This is a genomic window from Desulfobacula sp. (genome assembly GCF_030611305.1).
Lineage (GTDB): Bacteria > Desulfobacterota > Desulfobacteria > Desulfobacterales > Desulfobacteraceae > Desulfobacula.
In genome coordinates, this window is sequence record NZ_JAUWQB010000020.1 from 15,826 (window position 1) to 40,293 (window position 24,468).

At 40.9% G+C, this 24,468-nt stretch carries 32 protein-coding genes; 17 read left to right on the top strand and 15 right to left on the bottom strand.

The annotated features are described in order from the left end of the window. Positions 1–196: 196 nt before the first annotated feature. From QAI40_RS05775 to QAI40_RS05790, 4 genes are read left to right on the top strand one after another with little or no spacing between them, the layout of a single operon-like run. Positions 197–769, top strand: coding sequence for a hypothetical protein (locus QAI40_RS05775; RefSeq protein ID WP_304511506.1), 573 nt, complete (start codon positions 197–199; stop codon positions 767–769). A gap of 38 nt (positions 770–807) precedes the next feature. After that, positions 808–1,686: a Mu transposase domain-containing protein gene (locus QAI40_RS05780; protein ID WP_304511507.1), complete on the top strand. Its 879-nt coding sequence runs from the start codon at positions 808–810 to the stop codon at positions 1,684–1,686. Further along, positions 1,683–2,450, top strand: a complete 768-nt coding sequence (istB, locus tag QAI40_RS05785; RefSeq protein ID WP_304511508.1) for an IS21-like element helper ATPase IstB — start codon at positions 1,683–1,685, stop codon at positions 2,448–2,450. Before QAI40_RS05780 ends, istB begins: the two co-directional genes overlap by 4 nt. Next, positions 2,441–2,692: a hypothetical protein gene (locus QAI40_RS05790; protein ID WP_304511509.1), complete on the top strand. Its 252-nt coding sequence runs from the start codon at positions 2,441–2,443 to the stop codon at positions 2,690–2,692. The genes istB and QAI40_RS05790 overlap by 10 nt, the downstream gene beginning before the upstream one ends. Positions 2,693–2,950: 258 nt before the next feature. Here QAI40_RS05790 and QAI40_RS05795 read toward each other — a convergent pair whose 3' ends face one another. Continuing rightward, positions 2,951–3,394 carry a PilZ domain-containing protein gene (locus QAI40_RS05795; RefSeq protein ID WP_299983620.1) on the bottom strand — a complete coding sequence of 148 codons (444 nt, stop codon included), beginning with the start codon at positions 3,392–3,394 and terminating at the stop codon, positions 2,951–2,953. Positions 3,395–3,838: 444 nt separating this feature from the next. Here QAI40_RS05795 and QAI40_RS05800 point away from each other — a divergent pair, with 444 nt between their 5' ends. Both QAI40_RS05800 and QAI40_RS05805 read left to right on the top strand, forming a co-directional pair. Next, the gene (locus tag QAI40_RS05800; protein WP_299983622.1) at positions 3,839–4,006 is read left to right on the top strand and encodes a hypothetical protein; all 168 of its coding nucleotides are present in this window, start codon (positions 3,839–3,841) and stop codon (positions 4,004–4,006) included. A gap of 27 nt (positions 4,007–4,033) precedes the next feature. After that, positions 4,034–4,795 (top strand): dimethylarginine dimethylaminohydrolase family protein, encoded by a 762-nt coding sequence (locus QAI40_RS05805; RefSeq protein WP_299983624.1) that lies wholly within the window; start codon positions 4,034–4,036, stop codon positions 4,793–4,795. Between the two features lie 304 nt (positions 4,796–5,099). Here QAI40_RS05805 and QAI40_RS05810 read toward each other — a convergent pair whose 3' ends face one another. Further along, positions 5,100–5,480, bottom strand: a complete 381-nt coding sequence (locus QAI40_RS05810) for a M48 family metalloprotease (RefSeq protein WP_299983626.1) — start codon at positions 5,478–5,480, stop codon at positions 5,100–5,102. A gap of 310 nt (positions 5,481–5,790) precedes the next feature. Here QAI40_RS05810 and QAI40_RS05815 point away from each other — a divergent pair, with 310 nt between their 5' ends. Beyond that, the gene (locus tag QAI40_RS05815) at positions 5,791–6,180 is read left to right on the top strand and encodes a M48 family metalloprotease (protein ID WP_299983628.1); all 390 of its coding nucleotides are present in this window, start codon (positions 5,791–5,793) and stop codon (positions 6,178–6,180) included. A gap of 64 nt (positions 6,181–6,244) precedes the next feature. Here QAI40_RS05815 and QAI40_RS05820 read toward each other — a convergent pair whose 3' ends face one another. After that, positions 6,245–6,568, bottom strand: a complete 324-nt coding sequence (locus QAI40_RS05820; protein ID WP_299983629.1) for a zf-TFIIB domain-containing protein — start codon at positions 6,566–6,568, stop codon at positions 6,245–6,247. 513 nt (positions 6,569–7,081) lie between these two features. Here QAI40_RS05820 and QAI40_RS05825 point away from each other — a divergent pair. Further along, complete coding sequence (locus QAI40_RS05825; protein WP_299983631.1) at positions 7,082–8,017, top strand: sugar phosphate isomerase/epimerase family protein; 936 nt, start codon at positions 7,082–7,084, stop codon at positions 8,015–8,017. Between the two features lie 449 nt (positions 8,018–8,466). Here the strand turns inward: QAI40_RS05825 and QAI40_RS05830 are convergent, their stop codons facing one another. Then, a complete protein-coding gene (locus tag QAI40_RS05830; protein ID WP_299983633.1) occupies positions 8,467–9,045 on the bottom strand; it encodes a flavin reductase family protein in 579 nt (192 codons plus the stop codon). Positions 9,046–9,153: 108 nt separating this feature from the next. After that, positions 9,154–9,345, bottom strand: a complete 192-nt coding sequence (locus QAI40_RS05835) for a hypothetical protein (RefSeq protein WP_299983635.1) — start codon at positions 9,343–9,345, stop codon at positions 9,154–9,156. Positions 9,346–9,706: 361 nt separating this feature from the next. Between QAI40_RS05835 and QAI40_RS05840 the strand changes: the two genes are divergently transcribed. Further along, complete coding sequence (locus QAI40_RS05840) at positions 9,707–9,910, top strand: cold-shock protein (protein WP_299983636.1); 204 nt, start codon at positions 9,707–9,709, stop codon at positions 9,908–9,910. 97 nt (positions 9,911–10,007) lie between these two features. Here the strand turns inward: QAI40_RS05840 and QAI40_RS05845 are convergent, their stop codons facing one another. Then, the gene (locus tag QAI40_RS05845) at positions 10,008–10,514 is read right to left on the bottom strand and encodes a rhodanese-like domain-containing protein (protein ID WP_299983638.1); all 507 of its coding nucleotides are present in this window, start codon (positions 10,512–10,514) and stop codon (positions 10,008–10,010) included. 67 nt (positions 10,515–10,581) lie between these two features. Then, complete coding sequence (locus QAI40_RS05850) at positions 10,582–10,707, bottom strand: hypothetical protein (RefSeq protein WP_299983640.1); 126 nt, start codon at positions 10,705–10,707, stop codon at positions 10,582–10,584. 455 nt (positions 10,708–11,162) lie between these two features. On the opposite strand from QAI40_RS05850, the gene QAI40_RS05855 reads away from it, so the two are divergent. Further along, positions 11,163–11,474, top strand: coding sequence for a cupin domain-containing protein (locus QAI40_RS05855; RefSeq protein ID WP_304511511.1), 312 nt, complete (start codon positions 11,163–11,165; stop codon positions 11,472–11,474). A 142-nt stretch (positions 11,475–11,616) separates the two neighbouring features. Here QAI40_RS05855 and QAI40_RS05860 read toward each other — a convergent pair whose 3' ends face one another. The 5 genes from QAI40_RS05860 to QAI40_RS05880 form a co-directional block, all read right to left on the bottom strand. Continuing rightward, positions 11,617–12,246 (bottom strand): nitroreductase family protein, encoded by a 630-nt coding sequence (locus QAI40_RS05860; protein WP_304511512.1) that lies wholly within the window; start codon positions 12,244–12,246, stop codon positions 11,617–11,619. A 29-nt stretch (positions 12,247–12,275) separates the two neighbouring features. Next, positions 12,276–12,980 (bottom strand): pirin family protein, encoded by a 705-nt coding sequence (locus QAI40_RS05865; protein WP_299978756.1) that lies wholly within the window; start codon positions 12,978–12,980, stop codon positions 12,276–12,278. A 33-nt stretch (positions 12,981–13,013) separates the two neighbouring features. Continuing rightward, positions 13,014–13,457, bottom strand: coding sequence for a MarR family winged helix-turn-helix transcriptional regulator (locus QAI40_RS05870; RefSeq protein WP_299978753.1), 444 nt, complete (start codon positions 13,455–13,457; stop codon positions 13,014–13,016). 194 nt (positions 13,458–13,651) lie between these two features. Then, on the bottom strand, positions 13,652–14,080 hold the full coding sequence (locus tag QAI40_RS05875; protein WP_299978750.1) for an acyl-CoA thioesterase: 429 nt from the start codon (positions 14,078–14,080) through the stop codon (positions 13,652–13,654). Between the two features lie 172 nt (positions 14,081–14,252). Continuing rightward, positions 14,253–15,140, bottom strand: coding sequence for a DMT family transporter (locus QAI40_RS05880; RefSeq protein ID WP_299978747.1), 888 nt, complete (start codon positions 15,138–15,140; stop codon positions 14,253–14,255). 196 nt (positions 15,141–15,336) lie between these two features. Here QAI40_RS05880 and QAI40_RS05885 point away from each other — a divergent pair, with 196 nt between their 5' ends. After that, positions 15,337–15,684 (top strand): DUF2784 domain-containing protein, encoded by a 348-nt coding sequence (locus QAI40_RS05885; protein ID WP_304511513.1) that lies wholly within the window; start codon positions 15,337–15,339, stop codon positions 15,682–15,684. 109 nt (positions 15,685–15,793) lie between these two features. Here the strand turns inward: QAI40_RS05885 and QAI40_RS05890 are convergent, their stop codons facing one another. After that, positions 15,794–16,708 carry a DMT family transporter gene (locus QAI40_RS05890; protein ID WP_299978742.1) on the bottom strand — a complete coding sequence of 305 codons (915 nt, stop codon included), beginning with the start codon at positions 16,706–16,708 and terminating at the stop codon, positions 15,794–15,796. Between the two features lie 213 nt (positions 16,709–16,921). Between QAI40_RS05890 and QAI40_RS05895 the strand changes: the two genes are divergently transcribed. The 4 genes from QAI40_RS05895 to QAI40_RS05910 all read left to right on the top strand — a co-directional run bounded on the left by QAI40_RS05895 (position 16,922) and on the right by QAI40_RS05910 (position 21,283). Next, a complete protein-coding gene (locus QAI40_RS05895; RefSeq protein WP_299978739.1) occupies positions 16,922–18,217 on the top strand; it encodes an MFS transporter in 1,296 nt (431 codons plus the stop codon). A gap of 27 nt (positions 18,218–18,244) precedes the next feature. Then, positions 18,245–19,165 (top strand): DMT family transporter, encoded by a 921-nt coding sequence (locus QAI40_RS05900; protein WP_299978736.1) that lies wholly within the window; start codon positions 18,245–18,247, stop codon positions 19,163–19,165. Between the two features lie 211 nt (positions 19,166–19,376). Further along, entirely contained in the window at positions 19,377–20,636 is a 1,260-nt protein-coding gene (locus tag QAI40_RS05905; protein WP_299978733.1) for a DEAD/DEAH box helicase, read from the top strand. Positions 20,637–20,716: 80 nt separating this feature from the next. Beyond that, positions 20,717–21,283: a flavodoxin family protein gene (locus QAI40_RS05910; protein ID WP_299978730.1), complete on the top strand. Its 567-nt coding sequence runs from the start codon at positions 20,717–20,719 to the stop codon at positions 21,281–21,283. Positions 21,284–21,375: 92 nt separating this feature from the next. Here the strand turns inward: QAI40_RS05910 and QAI40_RS05915 are convergent, their stop codons facing one another. Beyond that, the gene (locus QAI40_RS05915; RefSeq protein WP_299978727.1) at positions 21,376–21,993 is read right to left on the bottom strand and encodes a class I SAM-dependent methyltransferase; all 618 of its coding nucleotides are present in this window, start codon (positions 21,991–21,993) and stop codon (positions 21,376–21,378) included. A gap of 117 nt (positions 21,994–22,110) precedes the next feature. On the opposite strand from QAI40_RS05915, the gene QAI40_RS05920 reads away from it, so the two are divergent. Then, positions 22,111–22,377, top strand: a complete 267-nt coding sequence (locus tag QAI40_RS05920; protein WP_299978724.1) for a hypothetical protein — start codon at positions 22,111–22,113, stop codon at positions 22,375–22,377. 2 nt (positions 22,378–22,379) lie between these two features. After that, positions 22,380–23,909 carry a class I adenylate-forming enzyme family protein gene (locus QAI40_RS05925; protein ID WP_299978721.1) on the top strand — a complete coding sequence of 510 codons (1,530 nt, stop codon included), beginning with the start codon at positions 22,380–22,382 and terminating at the stop codon, positions 23,907–23,909. Here QAI40_RS05925 and QAI40_RS05930 read toward each other — a convergent pair. Further along, entirely contained in the window at positions 23,906–24,418 is a 513-nt protein-coding gene (locus QAI40_RS05930) for a DUF6125 family protein (RefSeq protein WP_299978717.1), read from the bottom strand. The genes QAI40_RS05925 and QAI40_RS05930 overlap by 4 nt on opposite strands. Between the last annotated feature and the right edge of the window lie 50 nt (positions 24,419–24,468).

Here is a 24,468-nt window from a genome sequence, read left to right on the forward strand (position 1 = left end):
GTAATTAAACCGATTTTGATAAGATTTTGAAAATAAATTTTTATATCTAAATAGGAAATGCATAGTTTTGCTAACCTAAAATTGACCCATTAAAGCAAGAAATTACAACCCAAAATTGACCCACCTGTAATAGACTTCTGATAATACAGATTTCAATTGAGCAAATCTATTATCAGAGGAGAGGAGGATGCTAACAGTGGATCAATATGAGTACATACGGATTGCACACAGGGTTTATGGCAAAAAGATCAGAGAAATCACAAGAGAAACAGGCCATTCAAGGAACACAGTCAAAAAAGTGTTAAAAAATGAATACATGGGTTACAGCACCCGGCAAAACCAACCATTTCCATCACTTGGGCCTTACCTTGGGACGATAGCCAATTGGCTTGTAAATGATAAGGATAATCCCAAAAAGCAACGGCATACCGGAACCAGGATCTACAACCGGCTCAAAAATGAAAAAGGTTATCAAGGTTCAATTTCAACTGTTCTGCGCTACGTAAGAATTGCCAGGCAAAAAATAGGGGTCAGTGCCAGGCAGGTTTTTATTCCATTGGATCCCCCGGTGGGTCAGGAAGCTGAAGTGGACTGGGGAAGATGCACTGCAATCCTTGGTGGCCTGAAAACGGTACTTAAATTTTTATGTATACGTTCAAAATTTTCCGGTAAACATTTTGTCCGCTGTTACCCTTGTGAAAGGCAGCAGGTTTTATTTGATGCCCATATTCAAGCTTTTCATATTTTGGTGGTATTTTCCCTGTTTTAATTTACGACAATCTGACAACTGCGGTTCAAAAAGTGCTTGTGGGTAAAGATCGTATTCTTCAAAAAGAATTTAAAAAATTCAGAGCATATTACAATTTCACACCCCGATTTTGCACGCCTGGAGAGGGCCATGAAAAAGGCGAAGTCGAGGGTCTTGTTGGATATGCAAGGCGTAATTACATGGTGCCAATTCCACAGGCTGAAACCCTTGAAGATTTAAACAGGATGCTTTTACAGGAATGCCAGGCATATGGGGATCATCGTATCAGCGGTAAAGAAAGTTCTGTTAATGAAATGTATGAACAGGAAAAGCACCATCTGCTTGACCTCCCGGCTATTGAATTTAGTAATATCCAAACGGTAAATGGGAAGTCAGATAAGTATTCCACTGTAATAATAGATAAAAATCGTTATTCAGTACCGACAGAGTATGCATATCTGAAAATCAGGGCAGTTTTAAAAGTTGATGGTGTTGATCTTTATTATGGCAACAAAAAAATGGCAGAGCACCCAAGACTTTATAATAATAACCAATGGAGCCTTGATCCCTCCCACTATCTGGAGCTTATCGGGCAGCGTCCCCGGGCATTTGCAAGCGCCCGTCCGATAAAACAGTGGAGGAAGACCTGGCCTGCCAGCTACGAAGCACTGCTTGCCCGATTTTGTGCAAGTAAAGGCGAGACAAAGGGAATAAAAGATTTTATTCAGGTCCTGCTGCTCCATAAAAAATATAATAACCAGGATATCCAGGCTGCAATTGAAAAAGCATTGAAAGCAAATGTGAGCTGTAGCGATGCTGTCTTTCAAATACTGATAAATTCATTAGAACAGCCAACCCCCTTTAGCAGCCTTCCAAACTGGGAGATTCTTCCGACCCCTGATATCTCTGTTTACAGCCAGATCGGAGGTGCCATATGAATGCAGCCATGACGGCAATGCTCCAGGAGGATTTTCATTTTTTAAGACTGTCCACAATGATGAAAAACCTTGAACATATCCATCGTCAGGCCTTGGAAAACAAATTGGGTTATGATGAATTTTTATTAAATTTAACACAAGCAGAAGTCCAGGTTCGCAAAGAGAACGGCAGAAAAAGAAGGATCAGAGAAGCATCGTTCCCTCTGCATAAACCGCTTGATACATTTGAATTTGATGCAGCGCCGGATTTGGATATACGTTTCATAAATGATCTTGCAGGTGGAAGTTACATAAAACGAAATAAAAATATCATATTCTTTGGCAAAAGCGGCACAGGAAAAACCCATCTTGCAACAGCTCTGGGTATTGAAGCATGTGACCAGGGCATCCGGACAAAATTTATCACAGGCTGCGGCCTTGTAAATGAATTAACAGAAGCCAGGGATGAAAAAAAATTAAGGGCATTAATAAAACGATATTTCAATTATGGACTTCTGGTCATAGATGAACTTGGGTACGTACCCTTTTCCAAAACAGGAGCAGAACTACTTTTCCAGGTTTTAGCCGAACGGCATGAACGCAAACCGGTAATTATAACGACCAACAAAGGATTTGGAGATTGGACTCAAATATTTGGGGACCCATCTCTTACAGCTGCCTTATTAGACCGGGTGACACACAGAGCCCATGTTATAGATTGTTCATGGGATAGCTACAGGTTAGCTGAAACATTGAAAAATCGGAGAAATAAATCATGGAAATAACCGTTTGTAATATTGCCAAAAGTAGGCTTGAGACAATTGATATAAATATCACCAGGGATAATACGACCTGGTTTGAAGATATAGCAGAAAACAGGGGAGTCCAAATGCTGACAGATGTTGATGGCTGTTTGTTGATCAGCGGGTATAATTATGATTATCCTGTTTTGATTTGTGACGTTACCAGAAAGGATATTGAAGTCAATATCCACAAAGCTTTGGAACTGAAAGAATCACACACATGAAATCGAACCAGCCCCAAGGGAGGGCAGGATCCTGCCCTCCCTTGGGGCTCTGCCAGATTTTAGGTGGTGGAAAAGTTTTTAAGGCTATTTTTTTAATCAAGGGGGGTCAAAATTGGGTTATAAAAGGGGGTCATTTTTTGGTTGTAATTTCTAAATGCACAAGCTGTGACCGGTGATTTTCAAATTACACTATATGAGCCAAGCCCACTCCCAGAAGGTATTCTTCCAGATTAAACTAATTAAAGTACCAGAAGGAAATCAAACCTTTTTTTCTCTTTTATTTTTTGGCCATAGTACACCACTCCGATCCCTATCTTTCCAAATAGCATCATCCAGAACCTTCTCAAAATACGGACTCATCTTCTCAAACCTTATGGCCATTCCGCCTTCCTCTATTCTCGTAATTTCACCATATAACTTAACAGGCTTTTCGTGACCTGGTATTGAAACAACAACCCGAGCATTCTTGCCTAGTTCAAATTTGAGATCTGTATTCATAAAGACACCACTGGCACTTATGTCCCGAATATCAGACTGGATAAGCTTATCTTCATCTACCACAGCATCAATTTTCAATCTTGCTGATAGTCTTGAATATCTTCTCTCTTGGCCTTGCTGCATAGCTTCAAGGTATTCCATGACTTCCTTTTGTTGTTCGACTGTGAGATCGAGAATTCTTTTTATAATTTCGTCCAGCAGCATTTATGATACCTCCGATTATGGTTAGAGAAAGCTGTCGTGTGAGGATTTTCTTTAATATAAAAGATTTATAAAGATTCAACAAGTTTTTATTAATATTCGTTTTGTATCAGATAGGAATGAATAGAAGTTTCCCTGATTTACATAATTGATTTTAGATGGTATTAAAAATGGAATTGGGGATATTAACTCAGGCCTTTTCCCCGCATTAAAGCAATATATAAAAAACATAGCAGCATCCCCTTATTTGATCATTCTGATAAAATTGAAGGCAATAATATCCCTGCTAAAATGACTTTATGTAATGTCCAGACTAAATGACCATTGAGTTTTCCAAGTCCATAAAAAAGAGAATACTTTCCCACTGTAAAAAAGAGTTTTTCACTTTCCTAAAGAAATATGAATGTGTAGTTTAGTCTAAAAGTACAGATCAAGGCGATTGCCGATGTGCTCGGTGTGGTGACCAGTGGCTGCACAGTTCCTTTGCTGATCAAGCTGCAAAAACAGATCATGCAGATGGCATCGGAAAATCACAGTATGTTCCCGGTATTTGTTATTGATGATGCTCACCTGATGGAAAAGGAATCATTAATGGATATCTGCCCACGATTCTGATAAAATAGCTTTTTTCAGGAGAAAACAATGTTTAAAAATATTATTGTTAGAAAACCGGGTCGCTCAATGATAGATGGTATCAGCAATGCCAAGCTTGGTAAACCTGATTTTAAAAATGCCCTTATACAACATGAAAACTATATCAAAATAATGGAATTTTGTCATGTAAATGCTGACATAATTGATGCTGATGAACACTATCCGGATTCAACCTTTATTGAAGACACAGCTGTACTTTCAGAAAAGGTCGCTATTATCACCAATCCAGGAATAGAGAGCAGAAAGGGAGAAGAAAAAGAGATTTTAAAAAGTATAAAAAAATACTATAAAAACATCGAACATATAAAAGCCCCAGGCACCTGTGAGGGCGGAGATGTCATGCGGGTTAAAGATCACTTCTATATCGGATTATCTGACAGAACAAATCCAGAAGGTGCAGAACAGTTAATCAATTTGCTTCAAAAATATGGCTATACAGGGTCTACAGTAGAAATGAACGAAATGCTTCATCTTAAAACAGGCCTGTCATATCTGGAAAACAATAACCTGCTTGTTGCAGGTGAATTCATCAATAATCCAGATTTCAAAAATTTCAACAGGATAATTATTCCTAAGGAAGAAAATTATGCTGCAAATTCTATATGGGTGAATGACATCGTTATTGTCCCGGCTGGTTTCCCTAAAACGGAACGGAGGGTCAAAGATGCTGGGTATAAAACTGTCACAGTAAATATATCCGAATTCAGAAAACTGGACGGTGGATTAAGCTGCCTCTCTTTGAGATTCTAAAGTTACAAACTTTATTCATATAGATCACATTTTTCGAAATTCCTGGATATTGATTTTGAATAATCCGGTTACTCACCAATAAATTTTAATGGGCGTTTGCCTTTTTTTGATTTTGATTTTCCCCATATACTATAATTTCTAATCTGAAACTAAAAAATCTATCAATACCATATCCTGTACCATGGTAAATTTCTAAAAGCCCGGACTGGTGAAAGAAGCGCTCGGTAATTTGCCGAATTTGACTCATGACAGATAATACCATCTATAAACGATAGTACTTCAAGAAGAATCAGTGATTTTTATATCAAGTTGAATAGGCCAGCATAATTTTTTTTTTAATATGTTTTTCCACCACATGGCCCATTTCGTGTCCCACCACAAAAAGTAGTTCCTCATCGTTCATCATGTCCATCAACCCACTATAAATCCTGATAGTTTCGTCTGCCATGGCAAAAGCATTGATCTGAGATGACCAATAAACCTTGAAATCAAATACATACCCATCTGAATTGTATCGATTCCCCACAAGTTTTTTCAACCTCATTCCATAAGGATTTCCGGTCCCTGCAATATGGTTTTTTGAATCTGACTGTTTTGCGGCCATTGTTGCAATGAGCTTAACTTCTCCATCACTTAAGGTGGCGGCCTTAATCACGTCAATCCCTGCTTCTGTTGCAAGCTGCAAATTGGTATCTTCACACCCAAAAAAAACAAATACGCAAAATAAACATATAAGTAGCTGTTTGATCATTTTTTTTATATACAGGATTTTTAATACCCTATCAACTTTAACCTTTGCCATTAAGATATTCTCAGATAGCAGAAAAAGTATAAGTCTATGAAGGCAACAACCGATATAAGGCTTTCCAAGATGCTATATAATACAAAGGCGTTGGCCGGAATTCGCAGGGCTCAATCCAGACAAAATTTGAAAACCACTATTTAGCATATCATCTTTTTTCATCATTAAGATTTTAATTCAGCTTTATAATCTCATGGCAGTATTACAGGAGAAATTTCCATATGCTGCAAGCGCAGTGCGGAAAGGAATCGCCTCCCAGGAAAATATTGCTGGAGACATTGCGCGATCTGTCTTGGGTGGGCTGGCCCAGACACTTTTAAGCGCCCAGTTTTCACAAGCAGAAGAAAGGGAGGCCGATGACTTTGGCATTCTGTTTTTAAAAAAATACGGATTTGATGTTAATGCTGCCATATCAGCTTTAAAAAAACTGGATGGCCTGGGGAAAAAACATTCGTTTTTATCCAGTCATCCTGCACCTGCTGCAAGGGCAAAGCGCCTGAAAAAGAAGCTTGACCCACCTGAAAAAATTGGTGCCGCTTCATTCTTTGATAAATTGATTGCCCGGATTATCAGCCTGTTTTAATGTTCTTTAGGCTACTTCTTCACTATACCGACAATCCGGGCCATAGTTTTTTATATACAAAAACCTATTTAAATATTGAAGATACGGAGTTTTTAACATTCTTAAAAACTCCTTTTTCACCATCAAGGATCTTTTCCATTTCACCCGGATCAAGGTGAACTGCACCGCATCCTTCATTGACACATATGTCGATACTGATACCTTTATGGTCCACTTCCACCAAGCTGTGGGTACCGCATCTAAAACAGTGGTTCTTGTGAGCACTGCTATAAGATTCCTCAGTTTCTTTTGCAGCCTCAACTCTCAATTCTTCAATCAGCAACCGGTCTTTTTCTTTAAAATAAAGATCCTCTTCACTGGGTTTAACAATAATACGTTCATTTACCATGAAATACCTCCTCTATTAAACTTAGTTCAACCTTATTTATGATGGCCAGCCCCACACGTATCAGATTCTTTAAAAAATATAACAAATTACCATATCTCCATCTCTTTAAGACGTCACTCTCATTCATTGCCTGACACTGAAGTATGTTGAAAATCAGTTGCAATCATTTTTTTGTTCTCTTTGTAGTCTGCAAATTTAATAATTCATCTGACAATGGTTAATAGATTTTATCAAATTGAAAAGCAAGCCCTATGTCTATTTTTAAACGGTTTCAGCAGTTTTTGGTGGGAGACTATTTGAAAAAGATATACTCAGTGAATTTTCATATGACTTAGTCCGTCTTTATATCATCATTATACGTTGAGTAATCCTACTTTTTTTATTTTCGAATTTTTTTTAAAACTTGAAATGTAGGTTCATAAAGGGCACTTTTTGGCTTGAAAAGCGGCAGTATGGGACGTATATTAGAGGCTGTTGCAATGATCAAGGTAAAATTTGAAAAGGAGACTTCAAATGCATTTGGGAATGCACACCTACAGCCTTTATCACCATGGCGTTGCAGAGGACTGGGCCGGGTTCAAGCTGCCCTGGGACCGGCAGATGACCTTTATGGAAATGATGGACTACACCCTTGAACTGGGGCTGGAAGGCCTTCATCTGGACGCCAAAGCCCTGGACCGGCTGACACCTGATTACCTTGAAACCGTCAGGGAATATGCTCGGGATAAGAACCTGTATCTGGAATTTAATTTTGCACTGAAAAGCGGTCATTACGATTCTGCGGTTCAATTTGAGGTAGAAGAAGGGATCAATATTGCCCACCGAATCGGTGCAGATCTCACCAAAATCGGGATGAACCTGAAACGTCCGCGGCCCATTGCCGGCGGCAAATTCCACCCGAACATGATGACCCAGCTTGAATCGGTTGTTGAACGAGTCATTGCCGCCCTCCCCTTGGTTGAAAAGACCGGGGTCCGGCTGGCCCTTGAAAATCATACGGATGCCTTTTCCGAGGAGGTGATCTGGGTCCTGGATCAAATCAATCATCCCATGGTCGGGGCCTGCATAGATACGGTCAATGCCATCCATGTCACCGAAAGTCCAATTTCAGCCGTGAAAAACCTGGCTCCCCGTGCCTTTACAAACCATTTCAGGGACAATAAAATCGTCATCACGCCCTGGGGTCTAAAGTTCACCGGGGCAGCTGTGGGCGAAGGGGACCTGGACATGAAAAAATCATATGAGCTGATCGGTCAGAATCCGAATGTGAAGCGGATCAACATCGAGCTGGATCTTGAGTGTCCCCTGGACGATATGGAGTCCGCCATGGAGACTGAACGGGCTGCCCTGATCCGAACATTGATTACTGTAGAAACGTATTGGGCATCCATAGATAAAAAGAGGCTGGGCCTGTTATTTCCTGTCAAGCCGTTATTTGTATATGTTTAGGGAAAAATCGGGCTATGTGAGCTTTAGCTGGTTCACATTAACGGAAGCTTTTGTACATTTCAGCAAATATCAGTCTGGGAGTTTTCGCGGCATTGAAGTTAGCAAGATTTTGAGGAGCGTACTTAGTAAGCCTTTTGTCTATCTACAGTTGCTGTGAGCCTTTAATCCAAAGGCGTTGACTTCTTTCTGTAATGCTGCCCGGAATCAAAATTCTACCGGTGAGCCATTGTATTCATTAGTCTGGATGTTTTAAAATTTTTACACAACCCTATATATGGTATATGGAGATTTTTCAGCTTTGAAATTTTTATTCAATTATATAAACTATTAGCATCATGCCCGGCCATTTCCCCGCACTAATTTTTATAATATATCAAATTTACTGAGCACTTCTGGTACGGTTCTGAGAATTCCCATCATACAAAAACTGGTGTTTAAATGACCGGTTGTTATTTTCCAGGATTTATACCCTTCCCAATTGAAAATGCATCCCCAATCTTATCACTGATACCGTGATAGGTTTGACAGGATGGCGCATAAACGATCGGATTAATTTTTTTGATATCCGGCATTCCATCATCATTGAGCACAGACTCATCGGCCTTAACATCGATAATTTCACCAATAAATTGTGTATGTAATCCTATCTCAAAAGTATGAATGAGTTTACATTCCAGTATTAAAGGAAATTCTTCAATGTAGGGGGCATTGACCAGGTCACTTTTTATGGGTGTTAGGCACGTGGCCTTGAATTTATCTTCGGTTTTACCCGTAGCCATACCTAAATAATCAGCCTCTTTAACATATTTCTGGGATGGAATATTCAAAGTATATGCCTTACTTTTAACAATACAATTATAACTGTATGTGGCTTTACGCAATGACACAGTTACACACGGTGGCTTGGAACAACAAATACCACCCCATGCGACAGTCATGGCGTTGGCTTTCCCATCTTTATCATATGTAGCGACAATAAGGACGGGAGCGGGATAAACTATGGTTTTTGCGCCTATTGATTTTTTCATTTATAATCTCCTGAGAAATAATGTTATGCTTAGTTGACTTCACTACTCATCAATATTGTGAAGTGATTGTTGATTAAATATCACAAAATTCATCTTAACCAAACTTTTTTAAAACGGTGTAAAAACTTCTTTCCCATCCCTGGCGTCAAATAAAATCTGAGAAACTTTCCTACCCCCGGCTGTATCATGAAATCTTTTAATATGATTCCCTTTGTTTTTTCCTGAATTGAATTCTGAATTAGATCGCTGATTTTCAATACATTCCCTGATTGCTGCTCGTTTCTCTTCATATAGATACATGAAGGTCGTCTCTCCTGTTTCAGGTTATAATGAATGCGAAACTGGGTTTATTATTGGTTTATTACACTTGGGGAAGGAGAATTCAAGGGTTTTTGAATTTAGATAAACAACGTTTTTAGATAAACCACTTAGGAGTTATCCATAATCCGCAAATATAAGGACTAACATGCCGCTTAAAATTTAAAAATAATTTTTAATGCTTGACTTCTAATCGACATTCTAATATTGTACTTAGATTGTGCTATATTGTAATAGCACATAGGTTTCCCTCCCAAGGTGTATATTCCCGACAATAAAAAGCGGCATTACCCCCAAAGTTAGAAACTTGTATTTTTTTATTTTTTTTTAGGAGATTGCCAACATGGCTAATGGTACAGTAAAGTGGTTTAACGACTCAAAAGGTTTTGGATTTATCGAACAAGAAGACGGCGGAAAAGATGTATTCGTACATCACTCAGGCATTAACACAACAGGTTTTAAATCCCTCAATGAAGGGGACCGCGTTTCTTTCGACATCGAAGAAGGACAGAAAGGTCCTGCAGCAGCAAATGTAACCGTTGTTTAGGTAACAGTTTTTTTTGCTTAAAAAAGTCATCTTGATGACTTGAAAAATAAAAGACCCTGAACAAGATATCGTTCGGGGTCTTTCTGTTTTTAGGAAATCATCCGTTTTCGTTTTCGCATTCAATTTTCGTGATTCCTAAAGACCGGACAATTTTTTTATATCCAGAGGAGAGCAATCTCTTGCTCTTTTTAACAATCAGCATTGAGTTCAGGATTGGACAAATTGAGAATCCATGTACTTTATTGGCATTTTCCGCAAATGGGTATTCAAATTCTTCCCATAGCAGTGTACCGCCAATAAGGTTGTGGACTTTTTGGAAACCGAGCTGTTTCATCAATTTCGTTGCTATTTTGCTTCGCCCGCCGACGGTGCAATAAACCAGGTATGCCTTGGTTTTATCAAGGGAATTGATAACGGACTTAAAAGATCTTGAAATAAAACTGTGATTTACTGCATTTTCAAGATGCCGGTCCTTAAACTCCTTTGCAGTGCAAACATCAAGGATAACCAGATTCTGATTGCCTTTGCTAATGAGGTCCATAGCCTGGTTGGGGTTTAGATCGTCGGTTACTTCCATTTTTTTTAAAATTTGTGTGTTTAACATAATTTTACCTCCTTTTTTAGGTTTATTCTATATTTCTAAATATTTCGAAATATTTAAGCAAATTTTTTTAGCGTTTACAATTTTCTCCAGTACAGCATTCAGATTTAAGAAAGTCTACAAGTTCGTTCAGGACTTCAAGTCGTGTGATGTGCCCAAGTTCTACCAATTTTTTTGCCGCAATTTCATTTTTCATGACCCAAGTATAAAGATCAAAAAACGAGTTGTCAACTATATTTTTAGAATTATCGAAATATAAATTATAGTTGCCGCTTTATTTGTTTTATATATTTATGCTGAGGAGCATAATTGTCCTCGATAATGTTACCTTTGCAAATTTTAATATTTATTTACAGGTATTTTTAAAATTGTTACGAAATGATTACTTGCAATCCAAATATGATGGAAATACAATCAATAATTATATTTAATCAACCAAAACAAAGGGGGAATTCATGGCTAAAGGAAGAGATACTCAAAAAAAAGTTAAGAAAAAATCAGAAAAAACGTTGAAAGAAAAGCGCAAAGATAAGAAAGCCAAAAAGGGTAAGATTTAACATTTTAATCAAATGATTTTTAAGACTGATAAGACTTTCAGAGCTTTATTCCTATGGTGTTCAATGTCAGACTATTCAATGAAGGGAGGGTGAAATGGCTTTCTGGAACTTAGGCACCTTAAAATTGGAAGAATTCAGGCCGGGTATTATGAGCAAGGCGGAATTTGGAGATAACTTGATTATGGTATGTATGGAAATTGGTGAAGGAAAAGAAGATGCAGGACACAAACATACTTTTGATCAGTGCGGTATGGTTTTAGAGGGACAAATACAAATGTTTATTGGTGAAGACTATAGATTACTCAAGCCTAACGAGTCTTATTTTATACCATCAGGGGAACAACATGGTTGGAAAACCTTCGATAAGTCAGTAAAGGTTTTGGACGTGTCATTAAAACAGCCTTAAGAATTAAGTGATCTTCCTCCTAAAAAGTGGATACAGGTGTTGAAGATTTGTTTAGCTCAATATCAATTTTTGAAACAATAATTAGACAGGACCATAAAAATGTATAATTCCATGGCCCTGTGCTTAATCACAAAGCAATAAACTAAAACGAAACCACTATCTCATTATATTTTTTTCTCCATTTTGCTGGATGTAATTCTAAATCAGGTTGTTTGTATCCAACTGCAAGCAACAGCGGTATCCAAAAATTATCAGGAATCTTAAATTCTTTTTTAACGGCCTCATGGTCGAATCCATCCATGGGGTGAGTTTCAAGCCCCAAGCTCGTTGCGGCATACATCAGACTCATTGCAAAAAATCCAGTGTTCTTGGCAGCAAAAGCAAGATTGGCATCCGGGCTCCAGTTGTAAAGAGACTTTGTGGCATTGAGAAACCATTCCCGCTGTTCCAATTGCATTGACCCTGTTTCAAGACTTTTTTTCCAGTTTTTTTCAAAAGTCGGGTGGTCTTCCTGCCATCCATCCATGTCTGCAAGAACAATCAGAACAATTGGAGCCTCGACAACCTTGGGTTGATCCCAAGCCAAGATTTTTAACCTTTCCTTTTCTTTCAGGGTCTTCAGTACCATGAGATTCCATGGTTGCAGATTAAAACTCGATGGTGTATTGCTTGCCAGTTCAATCATTTTAATCAAATTATCTTCTGAAATATTTCTCTTTGGATCAAAGAAATTTATAGAACGTCTTTTTTGTACGATGTCTTGAAAATTCATAAGTATCTCCTTAAAGTCATTTAAGTTTTCTAATTGTATGCCGGAACATCAATCAGAATTAAATCTGAACTATCAACTGCGGTAATTGAAAGTTTAGTTTCATTACTGATTCTTGCCTGATCATTTTTTTTTAATTTTTCGCCATTTATTTCAATTTGGCCGCTTATCACATAAATAAAGGGCATCCTATTATCATATAGGTAACAGTCAACAGCCTTGCCTTTATCCAATTGAGCACGATATAGTGACGCATCGGTATTTAATTTTACGATACTTTCATCCGGCTTGTTTGATGCCACAATAGCCAGTTTGTTTTTCCACAATTCCGGGTTGTAGGTTTTCTGGTCATAAGAAGGCTCAAGGCGATTTTTGTCCGGCTTAATCCAGATTTGGTAAAAATGTACAGGTTTATCACTTGAATTTTTTTCAGAATGAAATAATCCTGTACCTGCGGTCATTCGTTGTACATCATTTTTCCGAATGACTGTTTCGTTCCCCATGGTATCCTTATGCGTCATCTCTCCATCGAGAATAATGGAAACAATTTCCATCTCTTCATGGGGGTGGATATCAAAACCGGTATGGGCATCGACAACATCATCATTGAAAACCCGGAGCATGCCATGTGAGACATTTTTCGGATCATGGTAGTTGCTGAAAGAAAACAGCCAGTAAGTTTTAAGCCATCCCATGTCGCTAAAGTGCCTGTCTTTTGATTTGATTATATTTATCATGATAACTCTCTTTTTATTTGAATCTACGCTTTATCATTTATTTTTGGTTCCTAATTTTTTCAATAATAAGCCCAGTGTGTGCTGTTCTTCAGGTTCAAGAACAGAAAAGACTTTTAGGGCTGTTTTTGAATGACCCGGAAATATTTTTTTAATCAGATCATGACCCAACCCAGTAAGCGTTATAGTCAACCTGCGCCTGTCATCGGGATCTTTTGTCCGTTTAACAAGATCTCTTTTTTCAAGATTATCAATCACCAGAGTGATATTTCCGCTGGTTTTTAAAATTTTGTCACCGATATCCTTCTGGCTTAATGGTCCCAAATGGTGCAGGGCCTCTAAAACACCAAACTGACTGATGGATAGTTTATGATTTTGAAGGTGCTTATGCATCTTTTCTGTTACGGTATTGGTCGCCCTCATCAGTCGGGTATAAAGATTTAGAATTCTTGTTTCATGTTCCAAATTTTTAATAGGCATCATAATCACCTCAACGTTCATTAGTTTAATATTAAGCTAATCAACATTAAACATAAGTCAAGTTATCTGACAATAACGTGAAAAAATAATGATTAAAAATTTACTGAGCACTTCTGGCTACAATCCGCACAGATTAGGATGGAGAATGCTCGATTTTTATCGGCTTCTTTATTGCTTTTTATTCTTGAATCTAATCAGGCAGGTGAAAACTGAGATGAAAACGCCTCCGGGGGAGTCGTAATCTTGTTTTTGGTAAAGTCAAAGAAAACAATGCCTGTTTTTGCAAGTATGACCACGTCACCGGTTTTTATATTTGTTACCTTGTAAAATATATCACACCCATATTTGTTAAACCCACCCGCACCTATTTCAAATTTCAATTTATCGCCATAAAACGATTGCGATTTATATGAAACAGCAAGGTCTGAAATAACTAACGCTTTTCCAGCAATATCTGATTTTGAAAAACCGAAACTTTTCAGAAACCTTACCCTTGCTTCATGAATAAGGGAAACAAATGCATCATCTCCAACATGGTTACCATAATTTATATCTGTAAGTCTTACCGCAAGTTCAGTTTCAAAAATAAAATCTTCTATCATTTTAATTTCAGTTCGTTCCATGATCTTCCTTTATTTTAACACTTGCTTGAAATCATCTGGGATTAACATTCTCTTTTATTTCCTTAGAGGCATACTCCTCAGTTGTCAAGAACAAATTGTTTAAATGAGATGGTATCATTGCTATTTTTAATCATAATAGTCTGAAGATTAAAGCAAAAAAATATCCTCGATTTTAACGTCGGTTTACAAGGTATATCCCTGTCCCTACCAGAACAAGAGCACATATAAGGTATAGGGTTATCTGTTCGTTGAGAAATACAGCCCCGGCAATTACCCCGAAAAAAGGTGTTAAAAAAGTGAATGATGCCAGCCTTGATACAGCGTAATTGCTGATCAGCCAGAACCAGGCAATATAGGTGATAAAAGCGATCCAGACAATTTGGTAAAAAAGACTTGTGATAACTAAAGGAGTCATGCTTGTGATACCCGGCTCTCCGAATGCCAGGGAGACGGCAGGAAGAACTATTGCAGAAACAGCAAGCTGGTATAAAAGTGTTTTGCTCGGCGCAATAGACGCAAGGGGGCCTGCTTTTATCACGACGGTTGTTGCACCCCAGATGATTGCCGCACCGGTCAGCATGACATCCCCGATGAGCATCTGTCTGGTGGGAAGGTTTAAGGATTCATTGAATGCGACAATTATGCCGATAAAGGCCAGGCAAAGACCGGACAGCTGGATTTTGTTGAGTTTTTCTCCGGGAATGAAGAGCTGGGCACCTAAGGCTACAGCAAATGGTGATGTGTTCAGAAAAATGACTGCCCGTGATGCATTGGTGAAATCAAGACCCCAGTAGATCAGAATAAATTCTAATGAAAAGAGAAGACCGGCAGCGATTCCCCACCAAAGGGTATTGTCTTTTGCCAGGACAGGAATGCGGCGTATGTTCATCCATATCAGCACTAGCATGGTTGCACCGATTGACCGGATACCGGCCTGGAGAACCGGAGAGATACTCTCAATTGCAACCTTAATGGCCACCTGGTTAAAACCCCAGCTTGCACAAAGAATTATAAGCAGCAGCACCCCTTTAAAATCTAAAGCAGCATTATTGGGTTTCATAATGGATTTATGCCTTTAAAATAAATAAAAATCAATGAATTAAATAGCCAGAGCAGGACATTCTTCAGAAAACATGTTCTTTTGAATCTTTTTTTTATATGGTACTATTTCTTATGCGACTTTTTTCAAAACATCCAATCAGTTTTTTAATATTGTTTTTATATCGTCCAGTGTTTTCGTTTTGATATATTTGTTTTTGGCAAATTGCACATTGATGCTACACTTCGCGTTTATCCTGTTTGTGGTGTTCGGCGGCCTGCTCATTTTTTACAGGAAATGGATGTCATGGCTGCACATTCCTGCGGTTTTCTGGGCAGTGCTTATTGAATTTGCCGGCTGGATCTGCCCCCTGACGCCACTGGAAAACCATTTCAGGACTCTGGCCGGGCAAAGCTGGTATGATCATGGGTTTATTCACCATTATTTATTGAAGATTATTTACCCTGACGGGCTGACACGGCAGGTTCAGATTTTTCTCGGGCTCGGGGTGTTGACTTTTAATTTACTTGTTTATGCTGTTTATTTAAAAAAAAGAAAGGTGTAAATAAAAAATAATAATCAAAAAGCGAATTCACCATCTTTCAAGCGAGTACTGCTGGTACTCTGACTAAATCAGTCACATTACATTCCCTGGTATGATACTTTGATATAATTTATTTCTTGTTTTTCGATTCATGATTCGTGACGATAATACCGGAAAAAATAAATATCATGCTGTAGAAATGAATCATGCCGATGCTCTCATGCAAAAAAATATATCCTAAAAAACCAGCGAAGAGGGGAAGAGTATAATATACCATGCCTGCCTTTGAGGGGCCGAGTATGACAATGGATTTATTCCACAGCACAAAGGCACACAGCGATGCAAAGATCCCGACATAAAGAATTGCCGGGATGGTGGTTTGATTTAAAAAGGATTGATGGACCGTGGACAGCTCCCATAAGAAAAATGGAAACAAAAAAACCAGTCCCAAGATAAAAGTGGAAAGCTGCAACGCCTTAATACTCAAACCTTCCGGCTTATTTTTTAAAAAAAGGCTGTAAACGGCGAATATGATCGACGCTGTTAACATCCAGACATCACCAATAGTGAAAGAAATACTTAAGAGGGTGGAGATTTTCCCTTTTGTGATCAGAAACAGGACACCGCTTAAAACGATTGTGATGCCAACCCCTTTTTTGACGGTTAAAACTTCGTTATAGAGAAATCTGGAAAAGAGGATAATAAATATGGGAAATGTGATGGAAATAAGCGAGAGATTCATTGCCGTTGTTGTCTGCGCTGCAAAATAAATAAGGGTGTTGAAGGTTGTAATGCCCAGAAAGGATGTGATTGAAAAGTATGTGATATGTTTTTTTATGATCGGCCATTCCTGAATAAGATTTTTGATGGCAAAGGGTGTGAAAACAATCACTGCCACCATCCATCTGCAGAAAGCAAGGCTGACAGGCGGGATACTGTCGCTGAGCCCTCGTGCGACGATAAAATTTCCTGACCACATGGCTGTGGCACCAATGGCAAAAAGATAACCGGCAAAAACCGAATGTTTTTTGAGTATGTCGGACATGTTCTGTTTCCTCCTTTCTGAATATAGCCTAATATGCCCTGGTTGTCCGAAAAAAAAGAGCACAGAAGCAAAAACATAAGAATTGTGTTTCAAAAAATGAAATATTCCTTTAAATTACAGGTTTTAATATATAAGAAAACAGCTCCATCTTGTTGTAAAGACAATCGGGCATCATATCAAATTGAGCATGAAAAAGGAGAACCACTAATATCAATGGAAACAAATAAATTGACCGGCCCCCCCATGACATTGGCCTGGTTTATATGGGGCCTGGGGGCCCTTTTCTATCTGGCCGGATTTTTTCAGCGGGTAGCCCCGGCAGTTATGACCCAGGAATTGATGCAGGATTTTCATATCTCTGCTTCGGGTCTGGGCCATCTATCCGGTCTTTATTTTTATGCTTATGTGGCCATGCAGATTCCCACGGGTATATTGGCCGACACCTTAGGTCCCAGAAAACTTTTGACCGCTGGTTGTCTGGTGGCGGGCCTGGGCACCCTTTTGTTTGCCCTGTCACCTGGATTTTTCTGGGCCGGATTTGGCCGGCTTCTCATTGGCGGGTCTGTGGCTGTTGCCTTTGTGGGACTGTTAAAGCTTTCCTCTTCCTGGTTTCCAAAAAAAATCTATGCATTTGTTACAGGCAATGCTTTATCCATCGGGCTCATTGGAGCTGTAACTGCAGGCCCTCCTTTAAGATTTCTCATGGATATCTTTGCCTGGCGTCAGGTCATCAGCGTTACTGGTGTGATGACCCTTGTGCTGGGTGGGGTGATCTGGTTTGTTGTCCGGGACTCGCCCCAGGAAAAAGGGTATCCTGGTTTTACAAAAACAATGCCGACGTCTGTATCATTGTCTGAGCGCAGAATCTGGCAGGACCTTTTCAAAGTGTTTAAATATAGGAATATCTGGCTTTTGTTTGTTATTCCCGGTGGAATTGCGGGATGTATCCTTACTTTTTCCGGCCTGTGGGGGGTACCCTACCTGATTTCTCACCACAGCTTGAGCCCGGCCAGGGCTGCTGCCCTCACCTCTGTCCTGCTCGTTGGCTGGGCCATGGGGGCTCCTTTTTTAGGGTGGCTGTCCGATCATATGGGAAAACGAAAATCTCTGTATCTTGCCGCAATCATGGTGGTGGCTCTGGGGTGGTCATTGATCCTGTTTAGAGAAAGCCTTCCCTTTTTTCAGCTGATCATGGTCCTTTTTGTTACTGGTTTTTTTTCAGGCTGCATCATCATCAGTTTTGCCTTTGTCATGGAATCTGTTCCTTTGTCCTTGTCCGGAACGGCCGCCGGCCTCACCAATATGGGGGTGATGATGGGGCCTATGTTGCTCCAGCCGCTTGTGGGACGAATACTGGATTATCATTGGACGGGTCAGATGATGGACGGGGTAAGAATTTATTCCCTTGATGCCTATGAATATGGCTTTATCCCCATGATGGCATGGATAATTTTATCTGTCCTTCTCCTGTTTTTTACCAAAGAGACCCATTGCCGCCAGATAGCCTGAATCAAAAATGAAAAAAAGGAATGATCATTGAAGCAAAAATCTGTTATGTCTAAAAACTATCTGTATCTGTTCATGGCGCTTCATGTGCTCGGCGCAGCCGGCACGTTTATTTTCAGCAAGGCTGCAACTGTCAGCTTTGCAAATCCCATGGTCTTAACCGTTTCCCGGGGTCTGGGGTCTGCTGTGATTTTTCTTATATTTACCGGATGGAAAATCCCTAAACCTGATTTTACCTTAAGGGAATGGTTTGGACTTCTGGGGCTGGGCATATTGCTGGTCCCGTTGAATCAATATTGTTTTTTAAAAGGTCTTGAACTTACCGTTCCGGGACATTCCGCCCTTCTCTATGCCATGACTCCACTTGGCGTGCTTCTGGTTTCAAGTATTCGGGTCGGGAAAATGCCTTCTTTCCGGAAACTTGCAGGTGTTTTTATTGCATTTTCAGGAGTGGTGATCGTTTTAAGGCCATGGGCATCAGGGGCTCAGATCAGTGAAATGAGAACCGGTGATCTCTGGCTGATCGGTGCTGTTTTCTGCTGGGTGCTGTATACGGTTATGGCCAGTGACATATGCAGGAAGAAGAATGCGCTGACCGTCACGGCCTGGAGCCTGATTTTAGGTGTTCTCGTCATGCTGCCCGTGGCGGCCGGATCAATGATGGCTTTTGATTTTTCGGCGGTTTCAACAGCCGGATGGTTCGGGCTTGGATATATGATTGTGATCACAAGTTCTGTGATGATGATATTGTGGAACATCCTTTTGCAGCATCTCACGCCGGTCCAGGTGGCGATTACAACCAATGCTCAACCCCCGGCAACCGCCCTTCTTGCAGCAGTAACGGCGGCAGCGGGGTTTCTTCCGGGTCATCAGGACCTGGGGCCAGTGTTTATTCTGGGTATGGTGCTCTCCCTTTCAGGTGTAATAATAATCCAGAAAGCCCTGGATTAACCCCTGACATTTTTTTTATGAATACATGATTTGGGGCTTGCGTTTAAAAAAATCTATGGTATACTGCCTTTTTTTTAGTAGTACCATCCGGTCGGTACCTTGAAGAGTTGTGGTTGATTCCTTTCTGTTTGACTCAATCCTTACAAAATTTATCATCTCCGCCTAGATCGGCCCCTGTGACATGGGGTGGGCTTTGACAGGAGTAATATATATGTCATTTGAAAAACTTGGTCTTCGGACCGATCTGCTCCGTGCTATTGAAGCACAGGGTTACACTATTCCCACACCCATTCAGGCCCGGGCGATTCCTATGGTCTTCGAAGGCAGGGATGTTCTTGCCGGTGCCCAAACGGGTACCGGAAAAACGGCGGCCTTTGCGTTGCCGATTCTTCAGCGTCTGAGCGAATCAAAAAAGAAGTTTCGTCACCCGCGCACCCTCATCCTGACACCCACCCGAGAACTTGCGGCCCAGGTGGGCGAAAGCTTTGAAACATACGGCAGGCATCTGTCTCTTCATACCGCTGTAATTTTTGGCGGTGTAAAGATTAATCCCCAGATTACAAAACTCAGACGCGGTGTGGATATTCTGGTGGCTACACCCGGAAGACTGTTGGATCATTTGGGCCGGAAAACACTGGATTTATCCCGGGTTGAGGTTCTGGTTCTGGATGAGGCTGACCGGATGCTGGACATGGGGTTTATCCACGATATCCGGAAGGTGATCAAATGTCTTCCTGTAAACCGTCAGAATATGCTTTTTTCCGCTACTTATTCAAATGAGATCAAGCGGCTGGCTGACGGATTGTTAAACAATCCGGCTCTGATTGAAGTATCCCGCAGGAATACGGCAGCCGAAGGAGTGACCCAGAGGGTGTATCAGGTGTCCCAGACAGACAAACGATTCCTGCTCTCAAGCCTGATCCGGAACGGCAAGTGGAGCCGGGCCCTGGTGTTTACCCGGACCAAGCACAGGGCCAATAAGCTGACAAAACAGCTTTTGAGTGATGGTGTCAGTGCTGCCGCTATCCACGGCAATAAAAGTCAGGCCACTCGAACACGGGCTCTTGCTGATTTCAAGAGCGGTGCCGTTCAGACTTTGGTCGCTACGGATATTGCCGCCCGGGGTCTGGATATCCAGCAGCTTCCCCATGTGGTTAATTTTGACCTTCCCCATGTTCCGGAAGATTATATACATAGGATCGGCCGAACCGGTCGTGCCGGTGCTAATGGCATCGCACATTCCCTGGTAAGCCGGGAAGAGCAGAATCTTTTGGTCGGAATTGAGCGTCTCCTTAAACTGCAGATTCCGGTGAAGAAATCCGGGATTCGGATGCCCGTAGCCGTTTCGACACCGACACCGGTAGTTGTTCGGAAAAATACGCAAAAGGCCAGGAGGCGAAGGGAAAATTCCGGCGGCTGGCTTCCTTCCGGTCTCAAACCGATTAAACAAGCCGGTAGAAGGGCACGATAAGCAAAATACTATTGATGTTTCCGGTAAAAGCGATTATGAAATTTTAAGTTAAAAAATAAAATTGAATAAAAGGAGTCACAATGAAAATAACTGTATTGCAGGGCAGTGCCAGGAAAAAAGGCAATACTGCCAGAGCAATTGGCTGGGTTGAAGAAGAACTCGTATTCCTGGGTCATGAAGTTGAGACTATCTACTTGAATTCTCAAAACCTGAACGGATGTATGGGATGCGCCAAGTGCAAGGAAAAACCCGATACGATAGGGTGTATTCAAAAGGACGACGTGCCTGAAATCCTGGGGAAAATGATAAACTCACAACTGGTTATCTTTACCTCTCCATTGTATTTCTGGGGCTTTACCGCTCAGATCAAGGCAGTGATTGACAGAACTTACAGTCTGTACACAAACTATCACCAGCCAGACCATGCATCCCTTGTTGCAGGACAGCGGCAGGCCCTTTTGGTGACGGGCGCCGGACCATATGAAGACAATGCAGAGGGAGTGTTTGCGGGTTTCAGGCGCATGCAAAAACCCCACAGGGCCATTAATGCCGGTGAGCTTTATATCGGTTCGTGCACGACCCCTGACAAGCTCAATGATTTGGTTCAACAGCAGGTTGTTGAATTTGCCAGAAAGATTGTCGGCTGATCAGTTCATAAGGTAAAATCCAGAATTTTTTGTATGGACAGGCGGATTGCAGACTGTTTTAAGGGAGTTTTTGGTTTGGACAGGGAAGGGGGCTATCCATGGACAGCAGCGCCCCAGTAATTAAAACTTACCGGTTTTAGACTGCTCGTATACTTCATATCAAGATTTTTGATTTTAAAACCACCCTTTTCGATAAGGAGGGGTATGGGTCTGTTCAGATTACACCCGTTACTGACTAATTTCCATATGGGGTTCATTCTGTTTTGCCATTTGATAATATGATCATCCGGTGCCTTCCCATGTTCATAAAAAATCAATTCGCCCCCTGGTTTCAAAACCCGGTTCATTTCATTTAAAGCTTTCACCACATCAGGGATCGAGCAAAGGGTATAAGTAACCACCACAGTGTCTGCTGAATTCTTTTCAAGCGGAATCTCTTCAGCGGATGAATCTATGAATTCGACATTGAATGGAACCTTCGCAGCATTTTTTTCTGCAATTTTTCGCAATTGTTTTGAAGGATCCAAACCCCATACAAAGTCGATTTTTTCCGGGTTATAAAATGGCAAATTCAGCCCTGACCCGATGCCAATTTCCAGGACTCTTCCAAAGGCTTGCGGAACAACCTTTTTACGCTGATATATGAAATCTTTCCGAGAACAAACCCAGTGGGTCAGTTTTGGAAAAATATAATTATGATAAATTCCCATTTAATCCAGTCCTAGTTCCTTTTTAAATTTGTTTTACATCATCTGCTGTCATTTGTTAAGATCATTTCGATAAGTTTAATTTTTTATTCAAATATTATAGAGTTTGGGGGAGAAAGTATGAGATCCATCCAGGCGGAATTTAAAGAAGCATCAAAAAAAATCACCGTTAAAAAAAAGGCCAAAGAGGAAGACTGGGCAACGGTCTGTCAAAAATTTAATGATGACGTGTCCCGTATTTGCGATGTTACTGACCAGAAAGATTATACCGGTCTGTTTGAGTGTTTTGATGATGATAACAACCGGTTTTTTTATCTGGTTAAGGAAGATAAGGATTTATACCGGATGAAACGCAAACAGTTTTTTGATAATATCGGGTTGCAATAAAAATGATTAAATCCATGAATATTGCCTGGTGGGTGCAGCGCTGGGCTGAGTTGACACCGGACAAACCGGCGATCATATTTGAAGAACAGACCATTTCTTATCAAGTGCTTTGCAGGCGGGCGGACCGGACAAGCTGCTGGCTTCAGTCCATAGGGATTGAAAAGGGTGACCGTGTAGCCGTGATGCTCAATAACTGTCCCGAGTTTCTCGATCTGTTTCTTGCATGTGCCAGGCTTGGGGCTATTTTTGTTCCCATAAATTTTCGTATTACATCGGTTGAACTGGATTATTTTATTAAAAACTGCCGCCCAAGGCTTTTTGTCCATGGAGATGGATTTGCCAATGCAGTGAACCCACTTGAGCTGGAAAGCTATCTGCCTCCCATGATGGTGGCGGTTGTGGGAAAGGCTCAGTTCAACGGCAGGCGATTTGATTTTGTTGAAGAAACCGGGAAATTTGACGGGAAGCGGGCTTTTTTGACAAGGTCTCTTGGTCCTGCCGATCCTGAAGAGCCCCAGGTGATCATGTATACGTCCGGTACAACCGGGAAACCAAAGGGGGCGGTTCTATCCCACCGAAAGACATTTTTTAACTGCCTGAATGCAGATATTTTTTTCAAGCTTCATTTCAGTGATATCATGCTGATTTTTTTGCCTCTGTTTCATTCGGGCGGTCTTTTTATCCAGGCAGCTCCGATTTTTTATAAAGGGGCAACCATTATTCTTCACAGGAAATTCGATCCTATTACGATTTACAGAGATATTGAAAAATATCGGGTTACCAAATTTCTAGGGGTTCCCACAGTATACAGGGAATTGTTAAAAGTTGATCCGGAAAAGCGAAGTGATATTTCCTCCCTGCGGGTATGTGCCGGTGGCGGGGAAAAACTTAGCCAGGACCTGATCAAAAAATGTGCTGACGCTGGCCTTGCCTTCCGCCAGATCATGGGCCAGACAGAAACTTCAATCCTGTTATGGGTGTCTGAAGATGACCCCTTGAAAAAGCCGGGGACTGTGGGACGGCCTGTTTTTCATGCCGAAGTCTCCATCCTGGATGAACGGGGAAGAGCGGCAAAACCGGGTGAAACAGGTGAGATCGTTGTCCGGGGATCTATCATGATGAAAGAGTATTGGCAGGACCCTGTGAAGACAGAAGAAACCATTAAAAACGGGTTTCTCCGTACAGGGGATCTGGCCCGCATGGATGAGGACGGATTTTTCTACCTGAAGGGAAGAGCAGGGGATATGTATATTTCAGGCGGGGAAAACGTCTATCCGGCAGAAGTAGAAAAAATTCTCAAGCGTCACCCGGAGATTGAGGATGTGGCTGTCATAGGAATGGCTGATGAGACATGGGGTGAAACAGGGCATGCCTTTGTCATCGTGTCATCTGGTGCATCCCTGACCCAGGCGGATGTCATTGCCATGTGTCATGACAAGCTTGCAAAATACAAATGGCCTAAAAAGGTAACTTTTAAATCACAATTTCCCCGGACCTCCCTTGGTAAGGTCAGAAAAGGGGATCTTTCTTAATCCCGCAAAGTGAAGCTCCATTTGCAGAACATGTCATCCGGGTGAGGGTCTGGCGGCGCAAACACACACTCCACGTTGATGCGCTCATCAACCACTTTTACAAAGCTTTCAAACTCCTTCATGTGCATGTGTTTGCAGACATATTCTCCCTGGCCGCGTTTGAGACGGGCTTCCTGGGTGGGGCATGAAGGCACCGTAATGATCACCTCATCTTTTTTTTCCTCAAAATTGTAGCCCACAAGAATACACCAGGGGAATAATTTTAATGCCCGGACAAATCCCTTGAGTCCCGTTTCAGAAATATTAAATTTTTCCTTAAGATCTTTGGCAGCATACCCTGCTACACGGTCCCAGACCTGTTCATTGATTTTTTCTGCCGTTGGCTGATCAAATTTTTCAGCTATCCTGATAAACCAGAATGCATCCATGACCCTGTAGTTCCATAAAAGAAACTCAATATAGGTCTGGAGCTCCTTTTTGCTCATGGTTTTAAAAATGTCTAAATTCATGGAAGATCCTTTTTTTATAGTTATGATTTTATCTGTTATACAACATTTGC